This is a genomic window from Mycobacterium nebraskense, from assembly GCF_002102255.1.
In the GTDB taxonomy this organism is placed as follows: Bacteria; Actinomycetota; Actinomycetes; order Mycobacteriales; family Mycobacteriaceae; genus Mycobacterium; species Mycobacterium nebraskense.
Genome location: NZ_LQPH01000144.1, coordinates 63,000 through 77,493, shown reverse-complemented (window position 1 = coordinate 77,493; position 14,494 = coordinate 63,000). Strand labels below are relative to the sequence as shown.

At 65.2% G+C, this 14,494-nt stretch carries 15 protein-coding genes; 10 read left to right on the top strand and 5 right to left on the bottom strand.

The window, feature by feature from the left end; translation table 11 throughout:
• The first annotated feature begins 78 nt into the window (after positions 1–78).
• Together AWC17_RS19935 and AWC17_RS19930 are read left to right on the top strand one after the other, a co-directional pair.
• A complete protein-coding gene (locus AWC17_RS19935; RefSeq protein WP_046184847.1) occupies positions 79–1,071 on the top strand; it encodes a sensor histidine kinase in 993 nt (330 codons plus the stop codon).
• A 576-nt stretch (positions 1,072–1,647) separates the two neighbouring features.
• Positions 1,648–2,151 (top strand): 2-isopropylmalate synthase, encoded by a 504-nt coding sequence (locus AWC17_RS19930; protein WP_046184848.1) that lies wholly within the window; start codon positions 1,648–1,650, stop codon positions 2,149–2,151.
• 15 nt (positions 2,152–2,166) lie between these two features.
• On the opposite strand, the gene AWC17_RS19925 is transcribed toward AWC17_RS19930, so the two are convergent.
• On the bottom strand, positions 2,167–3,645 hold the full coding sequence (locus tag AWC17_RS19925; protein WP_046184849.1) for a cytochrome P450: 1,479 nt from the start codon (positions 3,643–3,645) through the stop codon (positions 2,167–2,169).
• 116 nt (positions 3,646–3,761) lie between these two features.
• Here AWC17_RS19925 and AWC17_RS19920 point away from each other — a divergent pair, with 116 nt between their 5' ends.
• Positions 3,762–4,397: a TetR/AcrR family transcriptional regulator gene (locus AWC17_RS19920; RefSeq protein WP_046184850.1), complete on the top strand. Its 636-nt coding sequence runs from the start codon at positions 3,762–3,764 to the stop codon at positions 4,395–4,397.
• A 27-nt stretch (positions 4,398–4,424) separates the two neighbouring features.
• Entirely contained in the window at positions 4,425–5,348 is a 924-nt protein-coding gene (locus AWC17_RS19915) for an SDR family oxidoreductase (protein ID WP_046184851.1), read from the top strand.
• Here AWC17_RS19915 and AWC17_RS19910 read toward each other — a convergent pair.
• Both AWC17_RS19910 and AWC17_RS19905 read right to left on the bottom strand, forming a co-directional pair.
• Complete coding sequence (locus tag AWC17_RS19910) at positions 5,283–6,326, bottom strand: DNA polymerase IV (RefSeq protein ID WP_046184852.1); 1,044 nt, start codon at positions 6,324–6,326, stop codon at positions 5,283–5,285. The genes AWC17_RS19915 and AWC17_RS19910 overlap by 66 nt on opposite strands.
• Positions 6,326–6,934 carry a TetR/AcrR family transcriptional regulator gene (locus AWC17_RS19905; RefSeq protein WP_046184853.1) on the bottom strand — a complete coding sequence of 203 codons (609 nt, stop codon included), beginning with the start codon at positions 6,932–6,934 and terminating at the stop codon, positions 6,326–6,328. Before AWC17_RS19905 ends, AWC17_RS19910 begins: the two co-directional genes overlap by 1 nt.
• Before the next feature lie 91 nt (positions 6,935–7,025).
• On the opposite strand from AWC17_RS19905, the gene AWC17_RS19900 reads away from it, so the two are divergent.
• The 6 genes from AWC17_RS19900 (at position 7,026) to AWC17_RS19865 (ending at position 13,442) form a co-directional block, all read left to right on the top strand.
• Positions 7,026–7,580, top strand: a complete 555-nt coding sequence (locus tag AWC17_RS19900; RefSeq protein WP_046184854.1) for an NAD(P)H-dependent oxidoreductase — start codon at positions 7,026–7,028, stop codon at positions 7,578–7,580.
• A 516-nt stretch (positions 7,581–8,096) separates the two neighbouring features.
• Positions 8,097–8,336, top strand: coding sequence for a redoxin NrdH (locus tag AWC17_RS19885; RefSeq protein WP_046185821.1), 240 nt, complete (start codon positions 8,097–8,099; stop codon positions 8,334–8,336).
• Between the two features lie 33 nt (positions 8,337–8,369).
• A complete protein-coding gene (nrdI, locus tag AWC17_RS19880) occupies positions 8,370–8,822 on the top strand; it encodes a class Ib ribonucleoside-diphosphate reductase assembly flavoprotein NrdI (protein ID WP_046185820.1) in 453 nt (150 codons plus the stop codon).
• Positions 8,792–10,957: a class 1b ribonucleoside-diphosphate reductase subunit alpha gene (gene nrdE / locus AWC17_RS19875; RefSeq protein ID WP_082123141.1), complete on the top strand. Its 2,166-nt coding sequence runs from the start codon at positions 8,792–8,794 to the stop codon at positions 10,955–10,957. The genes nrdI and nrdE overlap by 31 nt, the downstream gene beginning before the upstream one ends.
• Before the next feature lie 78 nt (positions 10,958–11,035).
• Complete coding sequence (locus AWC17_RS19870) at positions 11,036–11,770, top strand: TetR/AcrR family transcriptional regulator (protein WP_141224691.1); 735 nt, start codon at positions 11,036–11,038, stop codon at positions 11,768–11,770.
• Positions 11,771–11,900: 130 nt separating this feature from the next.
• Positions 11,901–13,442 carry a flavin-containing monooxygenase gene (locus AWC17_RS19865; protein WP_046185818.1) on the top strand — a complete coding sequence of 514 codons (1,542 nt, stop codon included), beginning with the start codon at positions 11,901–11,903 and terminating at the stop codon, positions 13,440–13,442.
• On the opposite strand, the gene AWC17_RS19860 is transcribed toward AWC17_RS19865, so the two are convergent.
• Positions 13,410–13,970, bottom strand: a complete 561-nt coding sequence (locus AWC17_RS19860; protein WP_046185817.1) for a TetR/AcrR family transcriptional regulator — start codon at positions 13,968–13,970, stop codon at positions 13,410–13,412. The two genes, AWC17_RS19865 and AWC17_RS19860, sit on opposite strands and share 33 nt — an antisense overlap.
• Complete coding sequence (locus AWC17_RS19855; RefSeq protein WP_046185816.1) at positions 13,954–14,400, bottom strand: SRPBCC family protein; 447 nt, start codon at positions 14,398–14,400, stop codon at positions 13,954–13,956. Before AWC17_RS19855 ends, AWC17_RS19860 begins: the two co-directional genes overlap by 17 nt.
• Positions 14,401–14,494: the final 94 nt, after the last annotated feature.

The following is a 14,494-nucleotide window of genomic DNA, read 5'->3' as shown; positions in this document are numbered from 1 at the left end:
GCGCGGTATAGCGAAGGCCCGCCGCGGGTACTGGGGAGGGAGGAAGTGAACGGCCGGTCCAGCAGGGGGTTGGCATCAGTGATCGAAAGCGAGAGTGCTGGAGTGACCGCGGGCACCGAAATCGGAAAGCTCGGCTTTGTCCACTCCGCACTCATCTACCAATCCCAGCAGGAGTATCTGGACTTCGTGACCCGCTTCGTCAGCGACGGGCTGGCGATGGACGAGGCGGTACTTGTTGCGGTGCCGTCCGACAAGCTGGCGTTGTTGCATGACGCGCTGCGCGCGGGCAGCGAGTTGTCGGCCGATCTGCGCATGGTCGACATCGCCGAAGTCGGCCGCAACCCGAGCCGATTCATGGCGATGGAAGGGTCTTTCGTCGACGACCACCCCGACCAACGGGTGCGGATCGTCAGCCAACTCGCCTGGCCCGGCCGCACCGAGGAAGAGTTGGTCGCCTGCGTGGAGCACGAGGCTCTGGTCAACGGGGCCATGGACGGCTACCAGGTGACGGGTTTGTGCCTCTACGACGCGAGCCGGCTCGACGACGATGTGCTCGCGGACGCCCACGCGACGCACCCGCTGCTGTGGAGCGGCGGTGCGTTGCAGTGCAGCGCCGACTACGCGCCCGACGCCGCCTTGCAGCGCTGCAACCGGCCGCTGCCCGGTAACCCGGGGGCGGTCACCTACCTGGTCAGCAAGTCGGCCGACCTCAGCCCCGCGCGGTCTTTTGCCGTCAACTACGCCGGCTGGGTCGGGTTGTCGCAGGACGGGATCGAGGACCTGCAACTGGTGGCCACCGAGCTGGCCAGCAACAGCTTGATGTACACCGACGGCGCCTGCCAACTCGCCTTCTGGCGCGACGACGATTATTTGGTGTGCGAGGCGCGTGACACCGGATGTTTCGAGGATCCGCTGGTGGGCCGGCTGGACCCGGGGCCGTGCGGTCCCGCCAGCCGCGGCCTGTACCTGGTCAACGCCATCTCGGACCTGGTGCGCACGCACACCACCACCAGCGGCACGACCATTCAGGCCTACCTGCGGTTCGACCCGTCGGCCGGGCCGACCGGGTAATACGCAACAAGCAACCCGCTGGGAACCGTCCCCCGCGCTGCGGTCCCTAGGGGTTGCCCGTCACAATCAGGTCGACGCAGCCGGCTCTAGAGGGGAACGCAAACCCCGGCCACGCAGGTCCCGGAGCTGCTTCCGCCGACGAGCCCGCCGCTTCCGGCCGCGGATGAAGCACATCCTGTCGGTAGCACCAACACCGCGATTAGCCCCGCGCCCGCAGCGGCAGCTTTAAGGGGTTTCATGGTGCGTTTTGCCTTCATGATGAGCCTTCTTTCATCATTTTTCCGAGGGGGAGTAATTGCACATCCGTTCAACGAACGGATGCCTCGAGCCCCATACCCGCTGTTCGACATGCGTAAACCAAAATTTCCGATTAATTTCGAGACGGGTTGACGCGTTATGCCGCTGGCCGAAGTTGCACGTCAGGCCCCTAGGCGGCTAATGTCGTCGCTCGTGCGTCTTCTCGAGCGTGCCGTAGTAGCTAGCACCCGCAGCGGGGTCTGACCTAGACCGACCCCCCGCTGTGGGTCGGAAGCTACTGCCGTCGGTCACTCCTTTCGATCGAAGAAGACCGGCCACATGACTATTCCCGAGCGGCTCGATCCGTTCAGCGCTCCCGACACCCACTGCCTCGCCACGGTGTGGTTCGCCGAGCAGTTCGGCGCCCCTCTGCCCCGCGGTCTGCGTGAGCACGCCGGCGCGATGTCCTGGGAGCGTTTCGTTGCGACCTACGCTCACACGAGCGGCCCGATCCGCTTACGCAACTGGGTGTGCACCGACACCGACCGGCGGCTGGGTCCGCAGGTTCGTAACTTCCGGGCCATGATCGCCGTGGGCGACCGCATCAGCACCTCAACCGCCGCCGCCGGCGGCCCGATCGCGGCGCTCAGCGCGATGCTGCACGAGCACGGGATCCCGGTTGAGATCCTCGAGTTTCATCAGCTGCGATCCGGCGGGCGCACCGCCACCTTCCTCCGCGGCAGCAACGGCGGCCGTGTCGAATGGGCGATGGGCTGGTCGGAGGATTCAACCCAGTCGGCATTGCGCGCGGTGATCGCGTGCGCCAACCGGTTGATCGCCTGATGCGTTCGGGCCGGCCTACAGCGGGCGCAGCACGATCGGCATGCCGTCCATCGGTATCGGCATGCCGCCGTAGTCCCAGTGCGGCTGGTAGCCCGGCCGGGCCAGCTCCAGCCGGTAGCGGCGCAGCAGCCGGTGCACGACGGTCTTGACCTCCAGCTGGCCGAACACCATGCCGATGCACTTGTGCGCGCCGCCGCCGAACGGCGCGAAGGCGTACCGGTGCTTCTTGTGCTCGGAGCGGGGTTCGGCGAAGCGTTCGGGGTCGAATTTGTCTGGGTCCGTCCACAATTCGGGCAGCCGGTGGTTCATGCCGGGCCAGATGGTGATGTTGGTCCCGGCGGGGATGTAGTGGCCGAGTAGCTCGGTGTCGCGAACGGCCTGCCGCATGTTGAACGGCAGCGGCGTCACCATGCGCAGCGACTCGTTCATGATCAGTTCGAGCGTTTCCAGCTTCTCAAGCGCCTCGATGTCCAGCGGCCCGTCGCCGAGCCGCGCGGATTCCTCACGCGCCCGCTCCTGCCACTCCGGGTTGGCGGCCATGTTGTAGACCATGGTGGTCGTCGTCGACGTCGACGTGTCGTGGGCGGCCATCATCAAGAAGATCATGTGATTGACGATGTCCTCGTCGGTGAAGCTGTTGCCGTCGTCGTCCTCGGTGTGGCACAACACCGTCAGCATGTCGTTGCCGGTGGCGTTGCGGCGTTCCCGCACCCGCTCGATGAAGTAGTCCTCGAGCAGCTTGCGGGCGCGCAGCCCGCGCCACCACTTGAACGGCGGAACCGGCTGCCGGATGATCGCGCCGCCGGCGCGCGTCGTGATCGTGAACGCCTGATTGACCTTGGTGACCAGGTCGTGGTCGGTGCCCGGCTCGTGCCCCATGAACACCAGGGACGCGACATCCAGGGTGAGTTCCTTCATCGCCGGGTGGAACAGGAACCGCGCGTCGTTCGTCGGCCAGTTGGCGACGATGTCGCTCGCCACGCGGTCGATGTGCTCGACGTAGCCGGTCAAGCGGGTGCGGGTGAAGGCCTCCTGCATGATGCGCCGGTGGTACATGTGCTCGTCGAAGTCCAGCATCATCAGGCCCCGGTTGAAGAACGGCCCGATCACCGGGTGCCAGCCCTTCTGCGAGAAGTCCTTGTTCTTGTTGGAGAACACGGCCTGGGTGGCGTCCGGGCCCAGCGCGGTGACCGCCGGCATGATCGGCGAGTCGAGGTACACCAGTGGGCCTCGCGTTTGATAGAGGAACAGCGAGTAGTCCGGCCCGCCCCGGAACATCTCGATGATGTGGCCAAGGATAGGGAGGCCGGCATCGCCCACCACGGGCTTCAGGCCGCTGCCGGCGGGCGGTTCGGCCAGGACTTTCGTTTCCCAGTCGTGGGCGAGTAGGCGCTTCTCGATCGCACCCATCCCCGGGATGGTGTTCAGCGTCGGGGTGAACCGGCGCCGCGCCTGGTCCAGCAGGTACTGCGGGGTGCTGATCGTGGCGGTCATAAACGCGCTCCTTTGCGTGCCCTCCGAGGTGACAGCCGTCACTGTCTTATAACCTTCGGAAAAAACTTGACGGCTGTCAAGTTTGCTTTTTTCCCGGCGTGGTGCAAGGTCAGGGAATGAGCAGCCACCCCGCCACTCCGGAACAGGGCGGGCAGCGGCGCGGCGACAAACAGCGCCAGGCCATCCTGCAGGCGGTGCGGGAACTGCTGCAGGAGAAGCCATTCGCGGAGCTGTCGGTCAGCACCATCAGCCTTCGGGCTGGCGTGGCCCGGTCCGGCTTCTACTTCTACTTCGACTCCAAGTACGCCGTGCTCGCCCAGCTGATGGCCGAGGCCGCGGCGGAACTCGAAGAGCTCACCCAGGATTTCGCACCGCGCCAGCCGGGCGAGTCGCCGGAACAGTTCGCCGAACGCATGGTCGGCAGCGCGGCGGCCGTCTACGCGCACAACGACCCGGTGATGACCGCCTGCAACGAGGCCCGCAACACCGACGTCGAGATCCGAAACCTCATGGATCAACAATTCGAGGTGGTGCTGGGTCAGATCGTCTCCATCGTCGAGGCCGAGATGGAGGCCGGGACCGCCAGTCCCATCAGCGACGACCTGCCGACACTGATCCGCACCCTGGCCGGGACCACCGCGTTGATGCTGACCGGCGATCCCATCCTGGCCGGCCGCGACAGTGATCGCGACCGGCGCGTGCGCGTGCTCGAGCGGTTGTGGCTCCACGCGCTGTGGGGCGGGCGTCCGTAGGGCGTTACCGCCGGTATCGTCACGGCAATGGGGCAGCAGGGATATTTCGCGGGCAAACGGTGTCTGGTCACCGGGGCGGCCAGCGGCATCGGTCGCGCCACCGCGTTGCGGTTGGCCGCACAGGGCGCCGAGCTCTATCTAACCGACCGTGACCGGGGCGGCCTCGAGCTCACCGTGGCCGACGCCCGCGCGCTGGGGGCACAGGTGCCCGAACATCGGGCCCTCGACATCGCCAACTACGACGAGGTGGCCGCGTTCGCCGCCGACATCCATCGCGACCACCCGAGCATGGACGTCGTGCTCAACATCGCTGGAGTGTCGGCCTGGGGCACCGTCGACCGGTTGACGCACGAGCAGTGGAGCAAGGTGATCGCAATCAACCTGATGGGTCCGATCCACGTCATCGAGACGTTCGTCCCGCCGATGGTTGCGGCCCGCAACGGTGGGCATTTGGTCAACGTGTCGTCGGCGGCCGGGCTGGTCGGGCTGCCATGGCATGCGGCGTACAGCGCCAGCAAATACGGATTGCGCGGACTGTCTGAGGTGCTGCGCTTCGACCTGGCCCGGCACCGCATCGGGGTGTCGGTCGTGGTGCCGGGCGCGGTGAAGACGCCGCTGGTCAAGACGGTCGAGATCGCCGGCGTCGACCGTGACGACCCCACGGTGAGCCGCTGGGTCGAACGATTCGGTGATCATGCCGTGTCGCCGGAAGCAGCGGCCGAAAAGATGCTGGCCGGAGTGGCGAAAAATAGATACCTGATCTATACGTCGCAGGACATTCGGGCGCTCTACGCGTTCAAGCGGCTGGCGTGGTGGCCCTATAGCCTGGCGATGCGCCAGGTGAACGTGTTCTTCACGCGGGCACTTCGGCCCGGCCCGGCTCCACTACCGCGGCATCACCAATTCGAGACGCACTCCGAGCAACCGGACCGGGCGGTCGAGCTCGAATAGATCCAGGACGCGCAGCGCCGCAGCGACGATGGTGTCGCGATCGGTGGTGGGGGCGGCCAGCTTGCGGATTTTGGTGCGGGTGTAGAACGTCGTGGTTCGCACGGTAACCGCGACCCGGGTCACGATCCGCCCCCCTTCCACGACATCCTCGAGTGCTCGGCGGGCCAATTCCGTTACCGCCGAATCCATTTCGGCGCGGTCGGTGAGATCACGCGGAAACGTCACGACGTGGCTGCGGGAGCGCGGAACCCATGGCTCGGCACTGACTTCCGTGTCGCCGCCGCCCTTGGCCAGCAGCAGCAGCCACAGACCCGTGCGCGGGCCGAAGGTGGACGTCAGCAGCTCGGCGTCGCTGTGCGCGAGTTCCCACACCGTCGTTATCCCCAGCGTGGCAAGCTTTTTCGCCGTCTTGGGGCCGACGCCCCACAGCGCGTCGACGGGGCGGTCGGCCATCACATTCATCCAGTTCGCGTCGGTAAGGACGAAGACGCCGGCCGGCTTGGCGAAGCCGGTCGCGATCTTGGCGCGCTGTTTGTTGTCGCTGACTCCGACCGAGCAGGACAGCCCGGTTTCCGACGAGATGACCGTCCGGATCTCTTCGGCCACTTCGTTCGGATCGGCCGCCGCGTCGCCTTTCAGCCCGACATACGCCTCGTCCCAGCCCCAAACTTCGACCGGGTGTCCCAAATCGCGCAACAACCCCATCACCTGTTCGGACGCCGCGTCATAGGCGGCTGGATCCGACGGTAAGAACGTGGCGTCGGGGCAGCGGCGAGCGGCGGTCCGCAACGGCATCCCCGCGTGCACACCGAACTCGCGGGCCTCATAGGAGGCGCAGGTGACGACCTTGCGCGCCTCGGATGGATCGCCGCTGCCGCCGACGATGACCGGCAGCCCGGCCAGTTCGGGGTGGCGCCGCAGTTCCACCGACGCCAGAAACTGGTCGAGGTCGACATGCAGGACCCAGGCGGAACTCATCACCGGCCACAGAGCTTGCGCGCCAAGCTTTCCCAGGCATCACCCAATGTTTGGAGGGTATGGCCGCGATCGTTGAGCTGATGCTCGACATAGTTCACATTGAGCAGAGCCAGTAGGGCATCGGTCTGAACGTCGAGGTCGCCGGTGGTGTGCGCCGCCTGGAGTAACACCCGGACGTGGGTGTGGTGTACCAAGACGGGCGCGCTGTAGCGAGTCTGCGGATCGCGGTGGGCTTCCGACAGCAGTTCGCGATGGGCATGGACGAAGCAGATCCGTTCCCGGCCGAATGCCGCCAGCCGGTCCATCGGGGGAGCGTCAGGTCCCAGTGGGGGCGGTCCGAATAGGAAAGCCTGCTGGCTGGTTCGCTCGTCCTCGTCGAGCAGCACCATCATCAAGCCGGCGCGGCTGCCGAAGCGGCGAAACAACGTACCTTTGCCGACACCGGCGGCAGCCGCGACGTCGTCCATGGTGACGGCGTCGGCGCCGCGCTCGGCGATCAGATTTCGGGCAGCCTGGAGCAAGAGCGCCCGGTTGCGCGCCGCGTCGCCCCGCTCTTGGTGGATCACCTGCGGAGCGCACACGGGCAACTGGTCCAACCGCTCGCTCATTACTGCACCTTAGCGCCGTCGGAATAAATCGGACTGCGGTCCGGTTGGGGCATGCGAGGACGTAGACCAACAACCGAAGGGAACTCCAGCAGTGGCAATCAAAATCTTGGCGTTCGTGGGGAGCCTGCGGGCGGCGTCAGTGAACCGACAGATCGCCGAGCTGGCGGCGGAAGTCGCGCCAGACGATGTCACCGTCACGATCTTCGAAGGGCTCAATGAGTTGCCGTTCTACAACGAGGAGATCGACGACGCGATGGGCGCCGACGGCCCGCCGCTGGCGCCGGTGGCCGCGCTGCGCGCCGCGGCGGCCGACGCGGACGCCGCGCTGGTGGTGACCCCGGAATACAACGGCAGCATCCCGGCCGTCATCAAGAACGCGATCGACTGGCTGTCGCGCCCGTTCGGCAACGGCGCGCTGAAAGGCAAGCCGCTGGCCGTCATCGGGGGGTCCTTCGGCCAGTACGGCGGGGTATGGGCGCACGACGAAACCCGTAAGTCGTTCGGGATTGCCGGCGCCCGGGTGGTCGAGTCGATCAAGCTCTCGGTGCCGTTCAAAACCCTGGAGGGCAAGGCGCCCGCGGAGCACGCCGAGCTCTCGGGGAATGTGCGCGATGCGGTCGGGAAGTTGGTCGCCGAAGTCGGCTAATTGGCAGAAGTCAACAAGCCGGTCGCGGGGCGACCAGCGAGCTTGTCGTAACCGAATAGCAGAAGCCGCCAGCCCCGGCTGGCGGCTTTGCTGGCGGCGGACCGGGCGGGTGGAACGCGGCGGCCCCACCGGGACTTGTCGGTGGCCGGTGATACAACGATTCGCATGGCGGCTTCGACGAAGAATGTGACCTGCGACACGCCGAGCGCGTGTCGCGCAGAGGCCTCGCGACCAGGGAATTTCAGAAATGTTATTCCGAACATCTTGTATCTCGATATCTTGTCAGCCACTAGGTGTAGTGTTTCGAGCACCGGCAGATCCCAGGTTCACCAGGCCGCCCGGGGCCTGGTTCACCACCCGAAATCGGCTCACCAGGTCATTCGACCCCGACGGCCGCAAGACGGGAATGTGGGGGCTTGACGGTCCGCTGAAACACAGCGAAGACAGCGTTTGTTGCAGTACCCGAGTAGTTGCCAGTCCGTTACAAGTCCCACCTTCCGCAAAGGAGCGGCTTCTATGAGCATCACCGTGTACACCAAGCCGGCATGCGTGCAGTGCAGCGCCACGTTCAAGGCCCTGGACAAACAGGGCATCGGCTACGAGAAGGTCGACATCACGCTGGACAACGAGGCGCGTGACTACGTGATGGCACTGGGTTACTTGCAGGCCCCCGTGGTGGTGGCGGGAAACGACCACTGGTCCGGGTTCCGGCCGGACCGCATCAAGGGGCTCGCGGAATCGGCGCTCAGCGCTTAGACGGACGTTAGGTAAGAAGGAGGTTGCGGTGCCATGGACAGCACGCAGCGCAACCTGGTGTATTTCTCCTCCGTGTCGGAGAACACCCACCGCTTCGTGGAGAAGCTGGGCGTTCCCGCCACGCGGATACCGCTGCACGGCCGTATCGAGGTCGACGCGCCGTACGTGCTGATACTGCCCACGTACGGCGGCGGCCGGGCCACCCCGGATCTCAATGCCGGTGGCTATGTCCCCAAGCAGGTCATCGCATTCTTGAATAACGAGCAGAACCGGTCGTTGATCCGCGGCGTGATCGCCGCGGGCAACAACAACTTCGGCGCCGAATTCGCCTACGCGGGCAACGTGATCTCACGCAAATGCGGCGTGCCCTACCTTTACCGCTTCGAACTGATGGGAACCCCGGACGACGTGGAAGCCGTCCGCGCGGGCCTGGCTGATTTTTGGAAGGAACAGACGTGCCACCAACCGTCACTGCAGAGCCTGTAACGTCCGGCGCTCACGCTCTACCGGGCGAGACGGACTACCACGCCCTGAACGCGATGCTGAATCTGTACGACGCCGACGGCAAGATTCAGTTCGACAAGGACGTGCTGGCCGCCCGTGAGTACTTCCTGCAGCACGTCAACCAGAACACGGTCTTCTTCCACAATCAGGACGAGAAGATCGACTACCTGATCCGCGAGAACTACTACGAGCGTGAGGTTCTCGACCAGTACTCGCGCAACTTCGTCAAGTCGCTGATGGACCGCGCCTACGCGAAGAAGTTCCGGTTCCCGACGTTTCTCGGCGCGTTCAAGTACTACACCTCTTACACGCTGAAGACGTTCGACGGTAAGCGCTACCTGGAGCGCTTCGAGGACCGCGTGGTCATGGTGGCGCTGACCTTGGCCGCCGGCGACACCGGCCTGGCCGAAAAGGTGGTCGACGAGATCATCGACGGCCGCTTCCAGCCGGCCACCCCGACGTTCTTGAACTCGGGCAAGAAGCAGCGCGGCGAACCGGTGAGCTGCTTCCTGCTGCGCATCGAGGACAACATGGAGTCGATCGGGCGATCGATCAATTCCGCCCTGCAGCTGTCCAAGCGTGGCGGGGGAGTTGCGTTGCTGCTCACCAACATTCGCGAGCACGGCGCACCGATCAAGAACATCGAGAACCAGTCCTCGGGTGTCATCCCGATCATGAAGCTGCTCGAGGACTCGTTCTCCTACGCCAACCAGCTGGGCGCGCGCCAGGGCGCCGGCGCGGTGTATCTGCACGCGCATCACCCCGACATCTACCGCTTCCTGGACACCAAGCGTGAGAACGCCGACGAGAAGATCCGGATCAAGACGCTGAGCCTGGGCGTGGTGATTCCCGACATCACCTTCGAGCTGGCCAAGAAGAACGAGGACATGTACCTGTTCTCGCCCTATGACGTCGAGCGGGTCTACGGCCTGCCCTTCGCCGATATCTCGGTGACCGAGAAGTACTACGAGATGGTCGACGACGCGCGCATCCGCAAGACGAAGATCAAGGCGCGGGAGTTCTTCCAGACGCTGGCAGAGCTGCAGTTCGAGTCCGGCTATCCGTACATCATGTACGAGGACACGGTGAACCGGGCCAATCCGATCGAGGGCAAGATCACGCATTCGAACCTCTGCTCGGAGATCCTGCAGGTGTCCACGCCGTCGCTGTTCAACGATGACCTGTCGTATGCCAAAGTGGGCAAGGACATCTCGTGCAACCTGGGCTCGCTGAACATCGCCAAGGCCATGGACTCGCCCGACTTCGCGCAGACGATCGAGGTGGCCATCCGCGCGCTGACCGCGGTGAGCGACCAGACCCACATCACGTCGGTGCCGTCAATCGAGCAGGGCAACAACGATTCCCACGCGATCGGGCTGGGACAGATGAACCTGCACGGCTACCTCGCCCGCGAGCGCATCTTCTACGGGTCCGAGGAAGGCATCGACTTCACCAACATCTACTTCTACACCGTGCTCTACCACGCGCTGCGGGCGTCGAACCGCATCGCCATCGAACGGGGCAGGGCGTTCGGCGGTTTCGAGCGGTCGAAGTACAAGTCGGGGGAGTTCTTCGACAAGTACATCGAACAGGTGTGGGAGCCGCAGACCGAGAAGGTGCGTCAGCTCTTCGCCGACGCGGAGATTCGGATCCCGACCCAGGACGACTGGAAGCGGCTCAAGGAATCGGTTCAGGCGCACGGCATCTACAACCAGAATCTGCAGGCCGTCCCGCCGACGGGGTCGATTTCCTACATCAACCACTCGACCAGCTCGATCCACCCGATCGCCAGCAAGGTCGAGATCCGCAAGGAAGGCAAGATCGGCCGCGTCTACTACCCGGCGCCCTACATGACCAACGACAACCTGGAGTACTTCCAGGACGCCTATGAGATCGGCTACGAGAAGGTCATCGACACGTACGCCGCGGCCACCCAGCACGTGGACCAGGGGCTGTCGCTGACGCTGTTCTTCAAGGACACCGCCACCACCCGCGACGTGAACAAGGCGCAGATCTACGCCTGGCGCAAGGGCATCAAGACGCTCTACTACATCCGGCTGCGGCAGATGGCTTTGGAGGGCACCGAGGTCGAGGGCTGCGTGTCCTGCATGCTCTGACCGCCGCGCCGGGTCCTGGCGCGCAGTCTGCCCAGGTCAGCGGGCTCACGGCGGCCCCGGAGGGGTATGGTGCTTGACGTGGTGAGAATTCCGCGACCACCCCACCCCAGCGTCAAACCGCCTGGGGTGAAGGTCGACGCGCGCAGCGAGCGTTGGCGCGAACACCGCAAGAAGGTGCGTGGCGAGATCGTGGATGCGGCCTTCCGCGCCATCGACCGCCTGGGTCCCGAGCTCAGCGTGCGGGAGATCGCCGAGGAGGCCGGTACCGCCAAGCCGAAGATCTACCGGCATTTCCACGACAAGTCCGATCTGTTCCAGGCGATCGGGGAGCGCCTGCGCGACATGCTGTGGGCGGCGATCTTCCCGTCGGTCGACCTGAAGACCGATTCGGCACGCGAGGTGATCCGGCGCGCCGTCGACGAGTACGTCGGCCTCGTCGACCAGCACCCTAACGTGCTGCGGGTCTTCATCCAGGGCCGCTCCGCGGCCAGCCCCCAGATCCTCAACGAGGGCCGCGGGATCACGTTGGCGATGGCCGACCTCTTCGACAACGAGTTGCGCGAAATGGAACTCGATCATGCGGCGTTCGAGCTGGCCGGGCATGCCGCTTTCGGCTCGGCCGCGTCGGCCACCGAATGGTGGCTGGGTCCCGACCCGCAGAGCGCGCGCCGCATGCCGCGCGACCAGTTCGTCGCCCATCTGACGACGATCATGGTGGGGGTCATCGTCGGCACCGCTGAGGCGCTCGGCATCACGATGGACCCCGATCAGCCGGTCCACAGCGCGGTGCCTAGCAACTCTGCGGCGAGTTGAGGACCTTTGGCACGTTGACATCGTTCCGGCGATCGTCAACACTCGGTGCCATCCGATACCCTGGGTACTGGGTATTTGCCGCGGCTGGACGGCAGCGAACGTCCGAGCTGATCTCGAAAGAAAGACCGCTATGACCGATGCCATGACACAGGCCGAGCCGACAACTCCGGCGCACGAACCGGTGCACACCCGCGCCATCATCATCGGGACCGGGTTCTCCGGCCTGGGAATGGCGATCAAGCTGCAGCAGCAGGGCGTGGACTTCGTCATCCTGGAGAAGTTCAAGGACGTCGGCGGCACATGGCGCGACAACAGCTACCCCGGCTGCGCCTGTGACATCCCGTCTCACCTGTACTCGTTCTCCTTCGAGCCGAAGCCCGACTGGAAGAACCCGTTCTCCTATCAGCCCGAGATCTGGGACTACCTCAAGGGTGTCACCGAGAAATACGGACTGCGCCGGTACATCGAGTTCAATTCGCACGTCGATCGAGCCCACTGGGACGACGACGAGCACCGCTGGCACGTCTTCACCAAAGACGGCCGCGAATACGTCGGGCAGTTCCTGATCTCGGGCGCCGGCGCGCTGCACATCCCATCTATTCCCGACATCGAGGGCCGCGACGAATTCCGCGGTCCCGCTTTCCATTCCGCGGAATGGGACCACAGCGTCGACCTGACCGGCAAGCGGGTGGCGATGATCGGGACCGGCGCCAGCGCGATCCAGATCGTGCCGGAGATCGTCGGGCAGGTGGCCGAACTTCAGCTCTACCAACGCACTCCGCCGTGGGTGGTGCCGCGCTCCAACCCCGAGATTCCCGTGGCGCTGCGGCGCGCCATGGCGAACATCCCCGGGCTGCGGGCGCTGGCGCGTATCGCGATCTACTGGGGCCAAGAGGCCCTGGCCGTCGGGATGACCAAGCGTCCCGACGCGCTGAAGTTCATCGAGGCGTACGTGAAGTACAACATCCGCCGGTCGGTCAAGGATCGTGAACTGCGTCGCAAGCTGACCCCGCACTATCGCATCGGGTGCAAGCGAATCCTGAACTCCTCCACCTATTACCGCGCGGTCGCGGATCCGAAGACGGAACTGATCACCGATCACATCGCGCGGATCACGCCCAACGGGATCGTCACCGCCGACGGTAAGGAGCGCGAGGTCGACGTGATCGTCTACGGCACCGGATTCCACGTCACCGACTCCTACACCTACGTCCAGATCAAGGGCCACAACGGTGAGGACTTGGTGGACCGCTGGAACCGGGAGGGCATCGCCGCCCACCGCGGCATCACCGTCGCGGACATGCCCAACCTGTTCTTCCTGCTGGGGCCGAACACCGGCCTGGGGCACAACTCGGTGGTGTTCATGATCGAGTCCCAGATTCGTTACGTCGCCAGCGCGATCAAGACCTGCGACAAGCTGGGCGTGCAGGCGCTGGCGCCGACGCGCGCCGCGCAGGACAGGTTCAACGATGAGTTACAGCGCAGGCTGGGGCCGTCGGTGTGGAACAGCGGTGGTTGCGCCAGTTGGTATCTCGACGAACACGGCAAGAACACGGTGCTGTGGGGTGGCTACACCTGGGAGTACTGGCGGGACACCCGCGCGGTCAAACCCGAGGAGTACCAGTTCTTCGGGGTGGGCTCACGTGCCGGCCGCAAGGCCGTCCCCGCCTAGCAGGCTGACGAAGGCCTTCGCGGCGGCGTCGACGCCGGCCTCGTCGTCGGTGGCCACGAGATCCAGCAGCAGGCCACGAGTCACGGCAAGCCCGAGTCTTGCCATTGCGGCATCGTAAGGAACGTCGGCGGAAACTTCGACCTCGCGCAGCCATCCGTCGACGGCGCCGGGAATCATGTGCGTGAACGGCTTCTCGCCTTGGGCCGCACGCGAGTAGCACTCGAAGAAGAGGCGTTCCAGCTGGCGCAGCTCGGGTCGGCGAAGGTCGGCCCACATAGCGGCGAAGCCCTCGGCCGGATTCGTCGGCAGCCCGGGGACGACAGCCATCTGGCGTCGCTCGGCCTCCTCGACGATCGCCATCAGCAGGCCTTCTCGAGAACCGAAGTGGTGCAACAGCATTCGATGGCTCGTGCCGACCGCCGCAGCCACTTCGCGCAGCGAACGGCCACCAACGCCGCCCGCCGCGAACTCGTCGAAGAGCGCATCGAGCAGCTGTCGGCGCCGCTGTAGGTCAGGAGTGCGAGCCATTGGCGCGGCTGAGCTGCTCAGACCGGGCCTTGAGTCCTTGAGCCTCGAGTTCGAGGAATCGCTTGGTCTTCTTGACCATCAGCTTCGCGACGAGAGCGCCCAGTGCGCCGCGCTGGTCGAGTTCCTGGCGCACGAGCGTGCCGCCGTCGGGTCGGGCGGTCACATAGTGGCGAGCGGTGACGTTCACGCCCTGGGAGCGTTGCACCCAGGTCCAGGAGGTGCCCGGATCGAGCTCGGTGACCGTCCACACCAGCTTCTGCATGCCGGGCTGCTTGATCGCGAACCGCCTGCCGATGGCGAGGGCGGAACCGTCCCGTCCAGCCAGCGAAGTCACCGAGGCGGTCCAGTCGGGCCAGTGCTCGACGTCGCTGAAGACATCCCACACCAGCTGCGGCGGTGCATCGATCTCGACACTGTCTTCGGTAAACATGTACCAAATGGTACATCGAGCGGTGGCTCTTGGGTAGCGGCTGAGCCTTCGGCCCCATTACGCGACGAACGCGTAATACTTGGGGGAGTGAAAG